This window comes from Phormidium sp. CCY1219, assembly GCF_055795085.1.
The window spans coordinates 1-16317 of record NZ_JAYFEQ010000405.1 but is presented as its reverse complement, the minus strand read 5'-3'; the positions used below and the strand labels follow the sequence as shown (position 1 = coordinate 16317).

At 48.3% G+C, this 16317-nt stretch carries 13 protein-coding genes; 12 read left to right on the top strand and 1 reads right to left on the bottom strand.

Going from position 1 to position 16317, the window contains the following annotated elements:
* The first annotated feature begins 632 nt into the window (after nt 1-632).
* From AC0QH1_RS08690 to AC0QH1_RS08650, 9 genes are all read left to right on the top strand, one after another.
* Nucleotides 633-1397 (top strand): hypothetical protein, encoded by a 765-nt coding sequence (locus AC0QH1_RS08690; RefSeq protein ID WP_324630671.1) that lies wholly within the window; start codon nt 633-635, stop codon nt 1395-1397.
* A 90-nt stretch (nt 1398-1487) separates the two neighbouring features.
* On the top strand, nt 1488-2882 hold the full coding sequence (locus AC0QH1_RS08685) for a DNA phosphorothioation system restriction enzyme (RefSeq protein ID WP_324630670.1): 1395 nt from the start codon (nt 1488-1490) through the stop codon (nt 2880-2882).
* Nucleotides 2883-3006: 124 nt separating this feature from the next.
* Nucleotides 3007-3291 carry a hypothetical protein gene (locus AC0QH1_RS08680; RefSeq protein WP_324630668.1) on the top strand — a complete coding sequence of 95 codons (285 nt, stop codon included), beginning with the start codon at nt 3007-3009 and terminating at the stop codon, nt 3289-3291.
* On the top strand, nt 3288-5360 hold the full coding sequence (locus tag AC0QH1_RS08675; RefSeq protein ID WP_324630667.1) for an AAA family ATPase: 2073 nt from the start codon (nt 3288-3290) through the stop codon (nt 5358-5360). The genes AC0QH1_RS08680 and AC0QH1_RS08675 overlap by 4 nt, the downstream gene beginning before the upstream one ends.
* Nucleotides 5361-5889: 529 nt before the next feature.
* Nucleotides 5890-6615: an RpnC/YadD family protein gene (locus AC0QH1_RS08670; RefSeq protein ID WP_324630666.1), complete on the top strand. Its 726-nt coding sequence runs from the start codon at nt 5890-5892 to the stop codon at nt 6613-6615.
* A 231-nt stretch (nt 6616-6846) separates the two neighbouring features.
* Nucleotides 6847-7194: a nucleoside triphosphate pyrophosphohydrolase gene (locus AC0QH1_RS08665; protein ID WP_324630664.1), complete on the top strand. Its 348-nt coding sequence runs from the start codon at nt 6847-6849 to the stop codon at nt 7192-7194.
* Between the two features lie 18 nt (nt 7195-7212).
* Complete coding sequence (locus AC0QH1_RS08660) at nt 7213-7371, top strand: hypothetical protein (RefSeq protein WP_324630663.1); 159 nt, start codon at nt 7213-7215, stop codon at nt 7369-7371.
* Nucleotides 7368-8330 (top strand): hypothetical protein, encoded by a 963-nt coding sequence (locus tag AC0QH1_RS08655; protein WP_324630662.1) that lies wholly within the window; start codon nt 7368-7370, stop codon nt 8328-8330. Before AC0QH1_RS08660 ends, AC0QH1_RS08655 begins: the two co-directional genes overlap by 4 nt.
* Before the next feature lie 245 nt (nt 8331-8575).
* Nucleotides 8576-9052 (top strand): DNA phosphorothioation-associated protein 4, encoded by a 477-nt coding sequence (locus AC0QH1_RS08650; protein ID WP_324630661.1) that lies wholly within the window; start codon nt 8576-8578, stop codon nt 9050-9052.
* A gap of 257 nt (nt 9053-9309) precedes the next feature.
* Here the strand turns inward: AC0QH1_RS08650 and AC0QH1_RS08645 are convergent, their stop codons facing one another.
* Nucleotides 9310-10911 carry a DGQHR domain-containing protein gene (locus tag AC0QH1_RS08645; RefSeq protein ID WP_324630660.1) on the bottom strand — a complete coding sequence of 534 codons (1602 nt, stop codon included), beginning with the start codon at nt 10909-10911 and terminating at the stop codon, nt 9310-9312.
* A 509-nt stretch (nt 10912-11420) separates the two neighbouring features.
* Here AC0QH1_RS08645 and dndB point away from each other — a divergent pair.
* The 3 genes from dndB (at nt 11421) to dndD (ending at nt 16179) form a co-directional block, all read left to right on the top strand.
* Nucleotides 11421-12359 (top strand): DNA sulfur modification protein DndB, encoded by a 939-nt coding sequence (gene dndB, locus AC0QH1_RS08640; RefSeq protein ID WP_324630659.1) that lies wholly within the window; start codon nt 11421-11423, stop codon nt 12357-12359.
* Nucleotides 12360-12495: 136 nt separating this feature from the next.
* Nucleotides 12496-14055, top strand: coding sequence for a DNA phosphorothioation system sulfurtransferase DndC (dndC, locus tag AC0QH1_RS08635; protein WP_324630658.1), 1560 nt, complete (start codon nt 12496-12498; stop codon nt 14053-14055).
* 141 nt (nt 14056-14196) lie between these two features.
* On the top strand, nt 14197-16179 hold the full coding sequence (gene dndD / locus AC0QH1_RS08630) for a DNA sulfur modification protein DndD (RefSeq protein ID WP_324630657.1): 1983 nt from the start codon (nt 14197-14199) through the stop codon (nt 16177-16179).
* Nucleotides 16180-16317: the final 138 nt, after the last annotated feature.

Here is a 16317-nt window from a genome sequence, read left to right as displayed (position 1 = left end):
GCCCTCGTAGGGCTTAGGCTGGTCAGCTACCTAAAGTCAGGGGCTAGAAGCCCCGTCTCTTTAGAGCGGGGTGCTGATACCATTTTATTGAAAGCTTTCCTTTATTTTATCGCGGGATTTCGGAACTCGACAGGGACGGAAAACACCCACTCCGTCACCGAGAACCCTATCCCCCTCAATCCTCGTAGATACCGCTTCGATTTTTACCATAAAACCTAGAAAATGTCAACCCTTTGGGAGGGATTGTCAGAATTTGTTACAGTTCTTTACGCGATGGGCAGGAGGCAACACCAGCCAGGGACTTTAGTCCCTGGCTGATAGCTAAAGTCCTCTAAAGAGGACTAGAGGGCTTGGAAGATATGTTCAGTAACTCCGGCAATTTGAACCTGACAAGTTAGCTCTTGCAAGGACTAGAGGGCTTTCAGGAGATTTTCAGCACTACCTGTAGGTGGGCAACTTGTTGCCCACCCTACCAATGAAGGTGCTGGATAAGTCCTGGTTAGCTCTTTCGAGGACTAGAGGGCTTGGAGGATATTTTCAGTGGGTTTTCAAGGGACAAATAGTCGGCGTCGGCGCAGGATTGCTCTGTATCGGCGGGATTTCAATCGCCTGCTTTGAGGAGCTTGAGCTTGATGAAAACCGGTGTAAACTATCAGCAATCACGAACCCCAGTGGGGGTGGGGGTGCCCTGGGGGCGGTTCGGATTGAAAAGCGGCAAAGTCAACAAGGTGGTGCAAATGACATGGATACTCTCGATTTTGCGAGCTACGTTTCTCCTGTTCGCGTTAGGAGCAACGGGCTATCTTTCCTGGGTGATTGTATTTTACGCTCTGATTCTGGCGGGGACAATTCACCCTGCTATCATTCTCCTCCTCATTCCCCTGCCGATTTTGATATTATTTTTTATCGTCGCCTATAGTTGGCAATTCCTGGAAATTCTGCGCGGGAAAGTGGGGGAAAAATCCGGGCGAGTGGGGAACAAGTGGAAACTGCAGCCAGTGTGCTATCGGGAAGGGATAAATGCCATCATTGTTGCTCTGGTAGGGTTGGCGATCGCGTGCGGATTGACTTTTCCTGTATGGGGCGCAATTCTCTCTCGATTCTCCCCACACATGAGTCTGGAACAAACCCGACAACTGGGGCGCGCTTTGGGTGAGCGATTCGCAGATATCATTGGCGGAGTGTGGTTTGCGGTGGCGGTATTGTTGTACCGCTACGAAGCATGGGCACAGCAGCGGCGGCGCAGGAGAAAAAGCCAGAAATCCTCACAGCAGGGGAAAACGGGCAAGCGCAAGGTCTCCCCTACAGAGGCGATCGATGTAGAATTCAATCGCCTGCGAGGTCAGAATGGATTGACGCGGGTGAAGTATCCGCACTCGAAAGACAAAACCGAATAGGCAAAACCGAGGGGCGCGCCTTCTGGTGGTTTTCCCCTTCCCCATCCCCAATCGGGGTAAAATAAGGGTTGTTTTCCCAACGCCGAAGTTATGGAAATCCGTGCATCTGCGCCAATCAAAGTATCTGGTGGGGGAGTGCCCGTTTTCCCCACGCAGTTGGTTTTGCGACCCTATCAAAAAGAAGCGGTAGCCAGTTGGTTTGCCCATCAGGGGCGCGGGACCCTAAAAATGGCCACCGGGAGTGGCAAAACCATCACCGCACTGGCGATCGCCACCGAATTATACCGCAAAATCGAGCTACAGGTCTTGTTAGTCATCTGCCCGTATCGCCATCTGGTCAGTCAGTGGGGGCGAGAATGCGAGAGATTTGGCTTGCGCCCGCTGTTAGCCTTCGAGAACTTACACAACTGGCAGAGCGAACTCTCTACTCAGCTTTACAACGTGCGCCGCTTCCCCCACCGTTTTCTCACAATTATTGCCACCAATGCCACCTTTATCGGTGAGGGATTCCAATCGCAACTGCGCTACTTTCCGGAAAAAACCTTAATTATCGGAGACGAAGTGCATCACCTCGGTGCGCCGCGTTTGGAAGAAGGTTTACCGCGAAACATTGGCTTGCGCCTAGGCTTATCCGCCACCCCCGAGCGCTATTTTGACGAAACCGGCACTCACTGCCTTATCGACTATTTTGGGGAAATTATTCCTCCGGAACTCACCCTGGGGGATGCGATTCGCGCCGGGGCGCTGGTATCCTATCTTTACTATCCGATGTTAGTCAACTTAACCGAAATCGAAAGCTTTACCTATGCCAAGCTCACGAAACGAATTGGCTGGGCTTTGATGGATGGAGAAAACGAAGAAGAAAACGATAATTTGAAAGCATTATTGATGCAAAGGGCGAGATTAATTGGCGCAGCGCAGAATAAATTATCCGCCTTGCGCCAGGTGATGGAAAATCGGCGACATACCAGCCATACGTTGTTTTATTGTGGGGATGGAACCGGGGAGCGATCGCGATCGCAAGACCACCAAATCGAAGCAGTTTCGCGGATTCTCGGAACCGAATTGGGCTATCGGGTGAACACCTACACCGCCACCACTCCCCTCGCCACCCGAGAACGATTGCGGCGACAATTTGAAAGCGGAGAATTGCAAGGATTAGTTGCGATTCGCTGTTTGGATGAAGGAGTAGATATCCCCGCCATCCAAACCGCCGTAATTTTAGCCAGTACCCGCAACCCGCGCCAATTCATCCAGCGTCGGGGACGAATTTTGCGCCCGCATCCGAACAAACAACGCGCCACCTTATTCGATGCGATCGTGGTTCCGCCGCACTTTTCTGGGGACACCTTAGAAATCGAACGCAACCTGCTGCGAAAAGAACTACAGCGCTTTGTGGAATTTGCCGACTTAGCCGATAATGCCGGGGAAGCGCGGGTGCAACTCTTAGACATTCAGCGGCGATACGGATTGTTAGCACTGTGATAGTTCCGCCAACCCGGGAGAACCGTATAAAGGGGCAATTCTCTCCCGGGGGTATCGCCAAGAACCCCACAACCCGCTAAAATTTTAGCAAACGCCTGCCTAGTCGATAGCGGAGGACTAAACAATGTACAGCACCAGCGTACCCGAACCCAACTTGCCCCTGAGATTGGAATATGATGGCGGTTCGATTTCGGCAAAAACGAGCATCCTCGCCGAGAACGATTCTTCCTCCTATAATACCGATTCCGTGGATCTCAGGGACGTGCAAGAACCGATAACCAGTGCGCCAACCGAAGTGCGCCAAATTATCGAGCGCGTCTTGCAGGCGGAGAAAGATAAACTTTATATGAAAATTCCGCGTAATATCAACGATGATATCCTCAATATCGTTAAGGAAGCCATCCAATGAAGTTAATCTCAATTCAACTGTTTAATTTTCGCCAATTTTATGGCAAAACCCCCAAGCTGTTGTTAGCGCAAGGCGATCGCAATACTACGATTATTCACGGGAACAACGGCGCGGGGAAAACCACTCTGATGAATGCCTTTACCTGGGTGCTTTACGAGAAATTCTCCGCCGCCTTTGCAGCGGAAGACCAACTGGTGAGTAAACGCGCTATCAGCGAAGCAAAACCGAATACTCCCGTCGCTTGTTGGGGGGAGGTGATATTCGAACACGATCGCAAGCGCTATCAAGCGAAACGAATCATCCGCGCCTACAATTCTGATGAGGGAATCTCCTATGGCGACAGTGAATTGTATATGATGATTGCCGCAGATGACGGGCGCTGGACCCCACCCCCACCGCCGCAACACCCCACTGAAATTGTCGGGCGAATTTTACCGGAGAGTTTGCATCAGTATTTCTTTTTTGATGGAGAGCGCATCGAGCATATTGTGCGCTATGAAAAGAAAGCAGAAATTGCCGAAGCGACGAAAAAATTGCTCGGATTGGAAGTGTTAAATCGCTCGATTCGCCATTTGGGAGAAGCGCGCAAATCCCTAGAAACCGATTTGAGGGCAATTGGCAATCCGGAAACGCAAAAGCTGCTGAAAGAAAAAAGCAAGCGGGAACAAGAACGCCAGGGGTTGATAAAGCGCCAAGAGGAAATTGCCAAAGAGATAGAAGCGCAAGGGCAACGGAAAAAAGCGATTAGCGATCGCTTGCTCGAACTCGGCGGCGCTGCAGAATTGCAAAACCGTCGCGCCCAACTCGAAACCCAACGCCAGTCCCAGCGCGAACAGTTAAAACAAGCCAAAGATGAGTTGAAACGCGCCATCTCTACCCGAGGTTATACGGTTCTGCTTTCCAATATTACCACAGAATTTCGCCAAGTTGTGGAGAATTTGCGCCAGCGGGGGGAATTACCCAGCGGAATTACTCGCCAATTTGTCGCCCAACTGCTCGATCGCCAGCAGTGTATTTGCGGTACAACCCTCACTGACGGGTCTCACGCCCACCAACAGGTGCGATCGTGGATAGATAAAGCCGGTATCGCCGATATCCAAGAAAGCGCCATCCGCATGAGCGCTCAAGTGGATGAAATCGTTAAACAAATCCCCGACTTTTGGCAAGAAATCGACCGCCTGCAAGTCAAAATCGAGGAAATTCGCACCGAAATCTCGGCAGTGGAAACCCAGTTAGACGAAATCAAAAGTAAACTGCGGAATTCTCCTAATGAGAATATTCAGGAATTGCAAAATCGCTTAGATGACATCGAGCGCCAAATTAGCGAACTCCACCGAGAATCTGGCTCCAATCAAACCCAAATTGACAGTCTCAAGACCAAAATAAACCGATTGGGCAAACAAGTGGACAAGCAACAAATGAACGAGTATCGACAAAATTTAGTCCAAAGACGCATCGCCGCTACTCAAGAGGCGATCGACCGTCTCAGCGAAGTTAAATCTCGCCTGGAAACCCAGTTTCGCTCCAAACTCGAGCAGCGCGTCCAGGAAATTTTCTCCGAGATTTCTTTCACTCCCTATTTCCCCAAACTCAATGACAAATACGAGTTAATACTAGTGGAAAATACCAGCGGTCTCGAAACCCCCGTCGCCGCCTCCACCGGCGAAAACCAAATCCTCAGTTTATCCTTTATTGGCGGAATTATCGACGGGGTACGCCAGTGGAGTAAAAAAAATACCCTCATGGGACCCGATAGCAGCACCTTTCCGATTGTAATGGATTCTCCCTTTGGCAGTTTGGACGAAATTTATCGCCGCCAAATTGCTAAAATTATTCCCGGTTTAGCCAATCAGTTGATTGTCTTAGTCACGAAAACCCAATGGCGCGGCGAAGTCGCCCAAGAAATGAATCACTGCATCGGTAAGGAATACGTGCTGGTTTATAATTCTCCCAAACCCGATTGCGAAGAGGATTGGATTGAATTAAAAGGCGCGCGCTATCCCTTAGTCCGGCGCAGTCCAAATGAGTTTGAATACACGGTAATTATGGAGGTAGAATATGCGTTTTAATCTCCCATCTCTCCCCACCCCCACCCCCGTGTATCTCTCCCTTCCTTAGCCTCCGTGGGGTGGGCACCGCCCACCCCCAACGCTATCATTCATAACAAAATTACCTGAATTAATTCGTTAACTCGTTCCCAGGCTACTGCCTAGAAATGCCCCATCAAACGCTCCGCCTCTACCCTAGGATATGTGCCAAATAATTCCTACTTTTGGTTGATAAAATTAAATGAATTAATTTCGTTTAATTTTATTCAATTTTATGAGATAATAAAATCATCAATCATAACCGTTCGATGACTCGATTTATTTATGACCAATTTTCCAAAGATTACCTAGAGGAACTGTTAGGGCGCTACGGGGAAGTCAAAGCACCCGAGTCGCAGGAGAAGTCAGAGAAATAGATGTTTGGTTCGACCCCGCCCCGGAGTCTCTCCCGAATTTAACCCAGTTAGGTATCTTAGGAAATTTTGCCCAATCTCGCTCGATTTTTGAGCCGTTTCGCAATCCCGCTACCCCGGACGAAACCTGTAACTGTTTGTTAAAATTGCTAGCCGTTCGCGGCGCATACAAGCGGGAAGCAAACTGCAACAAACGCCCCCTAGCAGAGGAAGAGTTACCGAAACTATGGATTCTGACACCCACTGCATCCCAGGGGCTATTGTCGGGATTTCGAGCTATACTAGAGGACAATGGAGTGCCGGGAGTTTATCCGATGGGCGACTATCTGCGAACGGCGATCGTTGCCATTCATCAATTACCCCGAACTCCAGATACCCTCTGGTTGCGAATACTCGGACGAGGAAGGGTACAACAACAAGCGATTGACGAACTGGAAGCACTTCCAGAAGAAAATCCCTTTCGGTCAATGGCTTTGAAAATGCTTTACAACTTGCAAAGAAATTTACAAGTCACTCAAAATACGGATGAGGAAGACCGGGAGTTAATTATGAGATTAGCACCACTTTACGAACGCGATCGCCTGCAAGCTATCCGCGAAGGAGAACAGCGCGGACTTCGCGAAGGAGAACGCCGAGGACTTCTGGAAGGAGAACAGCGCGGAATTCGCGAAGGAGAACAGCGCGCACAGCGTCAGTTTGTGGAAAATTTGCTGCGCGGTCGCTTTGGAGAATTAGATGCAGAACTGGCCACCATTGTAGACCCCTTATTGGCATTACCCACCGATGAATTGACCAGCGTGATGTTGCAATTGTCTACTCTATCTCGGGAGGAATTAATCGCTCGATTTGCCTCGGATAACTAAATAGTTTTTTAGGGTGGGCGATGCTCACCCTAAAATTGATATTTATCGAGAAAAACTGATTGGCTATTGAAAATCATAAGGGGTGGAAAATGCAAAACATAAATTTTTAAAAAAACAATATTAATCAAAGGGATTATATGGTAAAATCAAAAGAAGTGTCTACCGGATGCCAGAAGTGGGAGTAAGGGGTGGAAAATTAGACCGATCGCGGTTATTCTGGGAAAAGACAACATGAACCTTAACTGGAGGATAACTGTGGGGAAACGCTATCAAAAATTGGTGCGCGATCGCATTCCCGAGATAATTCGGCAACATAACAAAACCTGCGAAACCGTCACCCTATCAGAAGCCGAATATCGGCAAGCATTACGCCAGAAACTCATCGAAGAAGCCACGGAAGCCGCCGAAGCTACTGAAGCGGAACTGGTGACAGAATTGGCCGATGTGTATGAAGTAATCGACGCCTTAATGCAAGCCTATCAGATTTCGCCCCAAGCGGCGATCGCCGAACAAAAACGTCGCCGGGAAGAACGAGGCGGATTCGATCGGCGAATTCAACTCTTAAACGTCCAAGAGTGACAGACCCAGGGACAACCGATGAACTCTCCCTCAACAACCAGCAGCCCCACCCTGCCAGAAAGCTGTTGCAATGGGCACAACTGGGGGCAAAAAACCTTCTTCAACAGCAGACCGTTGCCGATTAACAACCGTCAGTTCAGGCAACCGTTGTCCCAAACCCATGATATCGGCAAATGATAACAATTCGAGCCATAGCCTCAGTTTTAGCATTGCTGGCCTTTTCCAGCAACACCAGCGTCAACTTGCCCCCTGGTATCGGTACCCGAGTAGCTGAATTTGGCGATACCTTCGAGGAACCCGGATGGGAGTACAACTTCAACAGTCCCAAACTCCACAATCAATTCCACAATCCCGGTTCTGGGTGGGTGGAAAATATCCAAGCAGCGAACAACCCGCGCGGGAGTTCCGCAAATGGCAGGTGGCAAGAAGGACCCACCCGGGGGCATCCCGACGTGGTGGAACAGGTGAGAACCCCCTCGGGCGGTTTACCCGGAAGTCGATATGCACTGCGACTGCAGACGAAGGATTCCGGGACCCCAAACCTCACCGAAGGAACCCTACAGCAAGATGATTTGCTCAACATCGTACCCGGAAAACGAATCCGAAATTTGCCCCTCGGTGAGGGAATGAGTGTGGTGACGCGCATCTATGTACCCCCGATCGCCCAGTGGGAAAACCGCCAAGGGTATCACATCGGATTTCGCGTCGGGGCCACAGGACGTAACACAGAAGGCAAATCGATTAATTATTGGCCTGGAATCTGGATGGTATTGGAAAAAGACAGTAATGGCAACCCGCAATATCGGTTTGCTGTGCGCGCCAATAATGAAGGTCAGGATGCGTTAGCCACAGATAAACTTTATACGCGCGGCGGGTGGTGGACTCTGGGGATGGCGTTCCAGCGCGATGGATCCATTGCCTATTATGCCAGTCCGGGAGTGGACGACTTGACCCCTCGCGACTTGCTCACCTATCGCGCCGGGTCCCAAAGTGCCGCCGCCATCTACAAACCCTATGAATTGGAATTCCAGGACTTGGATTATTTATTCTTCTCCCTGGGAAATACCGATGGCGAGTGGTCCACGGAATTTATTGTGGATGATGTGGCGGTGTATTCCGTGTCTTCTGAAGAATAGTGAGGTGGGGAATCTCTGGCGATCGCTCAGAATCGGTTGCAAATGCCTCCTTTTGTGGTAAATATAGAATAATATGATGTCCGGACGAAGGCCAACAAAAAGCGGGCGATTGAAATCGCGCCGAACCAAGCCACGTCCGCCTACGTGGACTAATTCTTCTTTATTGCTAGTCCTCCGGATGCCATATAATGGGGGCATTGCTTCCGGAAATTTATGACACTGTTTGCCAATTTGATATCGATCCAATGGGTGCTTGTAGAGTTAAAATTGCTAAAGATAAGGCAGAGTTAGTTAAATCTTTAACTAACATGGACAAACATACCGGTCCTTTTCCCACTTATGCCGATGTTATGGTGTTTGCTGCTGCATTGGGTGCTAACCGGAAAAAGCGCGTTCCCCTGGGACAAACTTCAAAACGAGACCCAGCTCCAATTTCGATGGATATATTCGTGTCGCGGGGATACGATTTGTTTTTTAAGTTATTGGCGATCGCCGAAAATAAGCAGGCCAAAATTCTCTCTCCCAATGATGCCACCATTGAAGAAGAACGCGCCCAGATTTTTGAAGAATATGCCAATGGAGGACTGGAGGCTTTGCGCGAAGAATTGCGCGGGTCGGTAGACTATACCGAGCGAATTTTATTGATGCTCAGTCTGGAACGAGAACAGCAAAAAACCCTGGATGGCGAAGAATTCGATTTACGGAAATTTCTCAACTTTTGAACTAGCGTTAAGGGCGTTTTTATTGAGGTTATATGTCCGGTGGTTCCGCTGCAAAAAATCAATCGGTAGAGACGCGATTAATCGCGTCTCTACAAGTCGCAGATTGGCCAACTTAGGGAGATTGCGGACTAATTCTTTTGACAGCTATTCCTGCGGACTGCATAGGATTGGTAAACGGCAATATTTCACGGCGAACCCGCGCCTACAGGACGATAAACCTGGTGAAAATTTATCTGATTTTTCCAGATTGCCTAGGGTTACAGAATCGGCGGTAATCCCACCTGCTTCGGGGAGACGAATTTACCATCAAAACCCACCGCTTTTTCCTCGATAGTTCTCGCATCTGCCAACGCCTTGCGAAGTTCCGCCCGTTCCAAATCATCCTTTATCCCCCCTAAGAGATAAACGAGCAACTTCGCCGCCAAATCTCGTCCCGAAACCAGAACCCGCTTGCGATTTGGATCGTAAAGTACCCCATACCAAAGTGACTGGGGATATTCCATGCCGCTAAATCCACCGTCTACATCAAATCGCTGCAATTTCTTAAATATCTTTTTCAGGGAAAAGCCTTTCTCAAACACTAAAATTCCCATCGCCTGAGCAAAGGCAATTTGTCCCACGGGACGAAATAATAGATTGCCCTCGCCGCCATTTTTTTCGTGACTGAAGCGACGCATTTCTGGGGTTTCTGCCTCAGATTCGAGTTTCTGGTAGCTGAGTAAGCTGGCTAAATAATCGAACAATTCGCGAACGGCTTCTAAGCCTTCTTCGAGTTCCTCATCTTCCGGACGCAGGGGAATTAAACCTTTTTTGTTTTTCCTCGGTTTCCAGTGGGGAAATTTGTGGATTAAGTAGCGATCGCACATGTCTGCAAGCGCCTGTAGGGTAGTTAAAACCGTTGACTTCGCCGCCACTGTAGCACTATCCCAATTCACCCGAGGCTTGCGGTTCTTTTTGTCTCGGAATAAGGGATGATTGACCGCTACTTGGCGCGCAATAATCGAGAATCCATTATCCTCATTTAGTAAGGCGAGTTGTCCTTTACTGAGGTTAGCCGCCATTAAGTTCACGTGAACGAAAATCGAACGGATTCTGCGCCGCGCTTCTTCCCGGGTTTCTCCTTCTAATACGGCGGGAATGAATTCGATGCCGATTTTTTCATAGGCTAAATTTTGCAATTCGGCGGCGTTGATTTGATATTCTGCGTTGAGGTCGTCGAGGGTAATGGGCGCGCCTACGGGTTTTTTGGTTTTGTTGTAGCGCTGTAGTCGTCCGGTTTTGATTAAGTTCATCAACCCCTGCACTCCCATGAGTCGATGCTGACCGTCGAGGGCGTAAATGGAGACTTTTTCGGAAACTTCTAACACTCCGATGCTGTTGTCTTTATCTAAGGCGATGAAGTCAGATGCTCCTTGGCGTGCCCGCCCGTTTTCATCCCACTCGGAAGCGTTGGGATCGTCTACCCAGGCGGGACTTTGCACCACGAGTACGGCGGGAAATTTATGGGTGGGTCGCGCTACGAGATACAGGGTTAGGGATGCCTGTCGGGACCAATCTAAGGGACGCTGCAAAATCTCGTCAATGGTTTCGCGATCGCGCACCACGTTATCGGTTTTCGAGTCAAACTTGTTGCAAAATAGGGGCAGTTGCGAGGCGAAGCGCACCCGACTATCCAGCCACTCTAAACTGACCGACCCCATATATGCTTCGGTATTCCCCATTTGGGTTTTTTGCACCAACAGGCGATCGCTCCTCGCCAAATGCCGATCGAGCAACAAGGCGAGTGCTTCGCGATCGCGGTTTTCCCGTTCGAGGATTTTATTGGCAATGTCGCTATTTGCTTTCGGTTCGCGCTTCATAAATTGGGAGTTGAAAGAGAGATTTACATCTATTTTGCACTATTTTCCCCCCATTCGAAGTTCCCGAGGAGAATTTAGAATTAAAAATTTAGAATTGATAATTAGCAATTAATGCAATTTAAACAATGCTTTAAATATTTCAAATTAACAATACTTGGTTGGCAATTCATTAACTAAATCAATTTTCTAAAAATTTCAGTTTGATTAACTAAATGTAGGGTGGGTTCAGTATTTTTACACTCTATATTTAGTAGTTATCTCCTCAAACTGCAGAATTGTCGCAAAAAAAACTCAAAAAGTTGGTTGGTTTTTAAAAATTTTTATGGCATACTGAATGAAACCGATTGCCTGGGGTTTGATTACCACATAAAGCGAGTTTTGTCAAGACCCCATTCAAGAGAAGACTGCCAGAAGGGTGATATCCCTGCAGTTCGACAATTGAAATCCGGTTCGGTGCCCCTATCCAACCGAAAACCAGCACATTTAGAATTAAGCCAATCAGGGTGATTATGGTGAGTCCCGCGTTTGAATATGTATTGCCCGTCATCCGGGGAATTCAGGCAGGTCGAGAATACTACGTTTCCATGTGCCCCCTGCAATTGCTGCCGAAACTGCTGCCCTTGGATGAAGAAGAACATCTGCCAGAAACCGTCTCCAGACGGGCGCTCAACCCCAGCCGCGCGGCTCAGATTGCCCGGTATATTTTGAATAATCCCGCGAGTTACACCCTGTCGGCGATCGCCGTATCCATCGATGCGGATATCACCTTTGAACCGATGGGGTCTGAAGCGGACAAGCGAAAAATGGGGCGCTTGCACGTGCCGATTGATGCCCGATTTATCATCAATGACGGAGAACACCGACGCGCCGCCTTAAAATTGGCGAGCGAGCAAAATCCCGAACTGGGATACGAGACGATCGCCGTAATTTTCTTTCTCGATATTGGAGTGCAGCACTTGCAGCAAATGTTTCGGGACTTAAATCAATATGCTCTGCGCCCGGATCCCTGCCTAAATCTGCTTTACAACCATCGCGACGAGAGTGCAATATTGGTGAAAGCGGTGTGCGATCGGGTAGAGGTTTTCCGCGCCCTGACCGAAACCGAACGCAGCACCCTACCCACCACTTCTGGTAAACTATTTACGCTGAACAATCTCTATCATGCCACTGCGATTCTCTTAGAAAACCATCGAGATGAAGCCCTCGAGGGACAGATTCAACGGGCAGTGGACTTCTCGACCGCACTCAGCGCCCATATTCCAGATTGGCAACGGGTGCGAGAGCGACAAATGAGCGCCAGAGAAATGCGGCGAGATTACGTCCACACTCACCCGATCGCCTTGCGGGCAATTAGCCCATGTGGGTGCCCTATTGCTGGCGATCGACCCGGAAAACTGGGCCAGTCGTCTCCAGGGTTTGCGAAAAATCCAGTGGTCGCGTTCCAATAGAGAAGTTGCAGGGTCGAATTTCTCAATCTGCAACTTGCATTAGCCGCTTAACGGCTTATCTGAAAAAGCATTTGAATTTGCCCCTAACCCCGGAAGAGGTAGAATTAGAAAATCCCTTAGTTTGAAGGAGATAAAAATGAGTAGTGAAAACCAAATACAGAATAAGCAAGGCCAGCGTAGCGTTGCCGAATTAGTTGAAGCCATTCAACTGTTAACTGAAGAAATTCAAGAGCTATATTGTCAAGACAATGTACCGTTTGTTGTGGGCTGGAGTGGAGGAAAGGACAGTACAACAGTCTTGCAGCTTATCTGGCATGCAATTGCTGCCTTGCCCCCGGAAAAACGAAACAAGACAATTCATGTGATTACGAATGACACGCTGGTAGAAAATCCCATTGTTTCTGCTTGGGTACGGAAATCTTTAGAGCGAATGAAAACTGCTGCTGAAGAGCAAGAAATGCCTATAGAAACCCATTTAACTTATCCACCAGTCAAGGATACATTCTGGGTTTGCTTAATTGGTAAAGGCTATCCAGCACCAAGAAAACGTTTTCGTTGGTGTACGGAACGTATGAAAATTAAACCCGCTGACTATTTTATCCGCGATATGATAAGAACCAGCGGTGAAGCGATTCTTATTTTAGGAACTCGTAAGGCTGAAAGTGCCATGAGAGCAGCCAACATGGCAAAACATAGAGAGTGGCGCGTGCGCGATCGCCTCAACAGTAATCCTAGCCGTCCGAATTCTTTAATTTACCTTCCTATCGAAGATTGGCGCACTGATGAAGTTTGGATTTACTTAAATCAGTTTCCCAATCCTTGGGGACAGAACAATAAAGAGTTATTCAGCATGTATCGGGGTGCAACAGCAGACAACGAATGTCCTCTGGTAATTGATACCTCTACCCCTAGCTGTGGTGATTCTCGCTTTGGGTGCTGGGTTTGCACTATGGTGAATAAAGATAAATCGATGGAGGCGATGATCCATAACGATGAGGAGAAAGAATGGATGCAGCCTCTGCTCGATATTCGGAATGAATTGGATGATGAGAACGATCGCGATAAGCGAGACTTTCGCCGTATTTATGGAAAAGTCGAACTATTAGAACGCGATAATGATGGAGAAAAAATAATCTACCCAATTCCAGGACCCTACACCAAGGAATGGCGAGAGTATTGGCTTACAAGAGTCTTAGAAGCTGAAGCAATCGTTCGTCGTACAGCCCCAGAAGACATGCGCGATATTACATTGATTTCTCAAGATGAGTTGAGTGAAATTCGGCGCATTTGGTTAGAAGAAAAACACGAATTTGATGATAGCTTGCCAAGGATTTACGAAGAGGTTACAGGCGAACCCTTTCAGGATTCTCGTCCTGGTGCAGATACGCGATCGCTAGGAAGTGATGAGTGGGCAGTGTTGAAAGAAATCTGTGGCGAAGATGCCATGCAGCTAGAATTGATGGCCAAATTAATGGGCACAGAATATCAGTTTCGCAACAAATCGCGGCGGATAGGAATTTATGAAGCCCTAGAGAAATGCTTTAATACCAGTTCTCGAACTAAAAAAGAAGCGATTGACCAAGCGGAGCAAAAATGGAATATCAAAGAAGCAATCCATGAGGGAGATGTGAACAAAGTCAAACAACTGACTTGGGCGGGGATGAAATTCAAAAAACAGCAAACAGAGGAAGAGTAACACCGATTGCCAAGCAGGCAAACTGAGCAATAATACTTAACAGAAAGGGGCAGGGCAACGGCACCCGAACTTGTGGCAACAAATGTAACTATGCCGTGTCCTTCTACTACGGGTAATTACCCAACCACCAGAGGAAGAACCGTGATTTTTACCGAACTCGTACTGCAAAACTTTGGTCCCTATCTGGGGCGACAAGTCATCGATCTGCGTCCGCAATTCAAAGACCAATTGCGCCCCATCATCCTCTTTGGCGGAATGAATGGCGGCGGAAAAACCACCCTGATGGATGCCATTCGTCTTGCGCTTTATGGTCAGCGCGCCCAATGTTCCACCCGAGGAAATTTGAGCTATAATGACTTTTTGGTTCAGTGCGTCAACCGCAACAAGCCGCCGATGGAAAATACGCGCATTGAGTTAGTCTTTGAACATGTAGAAGATGACCAAATTCTCGAGTTGAGGGTAGTGCGTTATTGGGATAAAAATCCTAAAGATGGGAAAGATACATTGGGAGTTTTGGAAGGGGATTGGCCGCGCACAGATTTGCGGGATACTTGGGACGAATACATTGAAAACATGCTGCCATTAGGGATTTCTAATCTGTTTCTTTTTGATGGGGAGCAGGTAAAGGAATTGGCAGAACAGGAAACGCCGCCGCCTGTGGTTGTCGAGGCGATTCAATCTCTTTTAGGGTTAGAATTGGCGGAACGGTTGTCGATAGATTTGGATATTTTAGTCAGCCGCAAGCGCAAGAAACTGGCGAATGAAAGCGAACGCCAAAGTTTGGAAGAAATCGAAGAACGACTCTCGAGATATCAGGAGGAATATGAGGCGGCGAAGCAGGACTTAGGGGCGCTGCAAGGGAAGGTCAAATATGCGGAAAAAAACCAGCGGAAAGCGTGGGATAAGTTTGTGTCGGAAGGGGGGAAAATTGCCTCGGAACGGACACAGCTAGAAAAGCAAAAGCGCAACTTGCAAGAACAACTGGATAGTTTGCGGGAGGAGTTGGGAGAATTAGCGGCGGGGGTGTTACCGTTGGTGATGATTCAACCCTTGCTGGCGGAGGCGCTGTTGCAAGGGGAAAAAGAAGCGAAACACCAACAAGCGAAAATCTCGCGGGATGTGGTGAAGGAACGCAGCGATCGCCTGCTTGCTTATCTGGCAGAAATCAATCTAACCTCGGAACAAATCGATAAAATTCAGTTTTTTCTAGAACAGGAAGATAAAGACCTCAGCAGTCATTTGGCGGCGGAGGAGGACCTGTGGTTATCGGCGGATGAGGATACCCTGAGTATTATCGCCAATCTGCTGCGCCACCACCTAGGCGATCGCGTCAAATACACCCTCACAAAACTGCAAAAACGCAAAACTATCGAACAGGAGATTACCTTTACCGAAAGACAACTCGCCGCAGCGGCGTCACCAGAAATCTACCAACAATTGGAACAAGCAGTTCGCGACACGGAAGCGGCGCTGGTGGATGCGAAAACCAACTATGAAACTGGCAGAAGACGCCATGATGAATTAGAACGCAACATCAAAGGGGTGAAAAAAGAACTCGCCGAATACAGCGCAGTGAATATCGATCGCCAAAATGACGAACACATCATCCAATCTGCCAATAAAGTGCAAGAAACCCTGAAAGTGTTTCGGGAACGCTTAACCCTGAGAAAGCTGAACAAACTGGAAAGCGAAGTAACGGAATGCTTCCTCTACTTGCTGCATAAATCGGATTTAGTGAATCGGGTGGTCATTGATACTCATAGCTTCAGCCTTTCTCTGTTCGATATGGAAGGGAAACCGGTACCCAAACATCGGCTTTCTGCTGGGGAAAAGCAACTGTTGGCGATCGCATTTCTCTGGGGGTTGGCGCGGGTCTCGGGACGCCAGTTACCCGTGGCGATCGATACCCCATTGGGGCGGTTAGATTCCTCTCACAGACATAATTTAGTCGAGCGATATTTCCCTTCAGCATCCCATCAGGTGATTCTGCTTTCCACGGATACGGAAATCGGAAAAGTAGAGGTAGAAAATTTGCGCGAACATGAAGCGCTTTCCCACGAATATCTGCTAAAATATCAAACAAACGCGCACAAAACCGTAGTAGAAAACGGCTACTTTTGGTAGATATTTTCTACTCGTTACTAACTACTGGTTCGTGACTATTCGTTCCCAGGCTGAGCCTAGGAACGAGTTTAAAAAATTGCCTCTAGCAATTAAAATAGTAGGAGGCAGAGCCTCGGGAGGTTCGTTCCCAGGCTGAGC

Bases quoted from the DNA above. Each gene is read 5' to 3' on its own strand.
- dndC (WP_324630658.1), top strand. From the start codon at position 12,496: ATGAGTAGTGAAAACCAAATACAGAATAAGCAAGGCCAGCGTAGCGTT.
- AC0QH1_RS08690 (WP_324630671.1), top strand. From the start codon at position 633: ATGAAAACCGGTGTAAACTATCAGCAATCACGAACCCCAGTGGGGGTG.
- AC0QH1_RS08655 (WP_324630662.1), top strand. From the start codon at position 7,368: ATGATAACAATTCGAGCCATAGCCTCAGTTTTAGCATTGCTGGCCTTT.
- AC0QH1_RS08675 (WP_324630667.1), top strand. From the start codon at position 3,288: ATGAAGTTAATCTCAATTCAACTGTTTAATTTTCGCCAATTTTATGGC.
- AC0QH1_RS08645 (WP_324630660.1), bottom strand. From the start codon at position 10,911: ATGAAGCGCGAACCGAAAGCAAATAGCGACATTGCCAATAAAATCCTC.
- AC0QH1_RS08660 (WP_324630663.1), top strand. From the start codon at position 7,213: ATGAACTCTCCCTCAACAACCAGCAGCCCCACCCTGCCAGAAAGCTGT.
- AC0QH1_RS08680 (WP_324630668.1), top strand. From the start codon at position 3,007: ATGTACAGCACCAGCGTACCCGAACCCAACTTGCCCCTGAGATTGGAA.
- AC0QH1_RS08665 (WP_324630664.1), top strand. From the start codon at position 6,847: ATGAACCTTAACTGGAGGATAACTGTGGGGAAACGCTATCAAAAATTG.
- AC0QH1_RS08650 (WP_324630661.1), top strand. From the start codon at position 8,576: ATGGGTGCTTGTAGAGTTAAAATTGCTAAAGATAAGGCAGAGTTAGTT.
- dndB (WP_324630659.1), top strand. From the start codon at position 11,421: ATGGTGAGTCCCGCGTTTGAATATGTATTGCCCGTCATCCGGGGAATT.
- AC0QH1_RS08685 (WP_324630670.1), top strand. From the start codon at position 1,488: ATGGAAATCCGTGCATCTGCGCCAATCAAAGTATCTGGTGGGGGAGTG.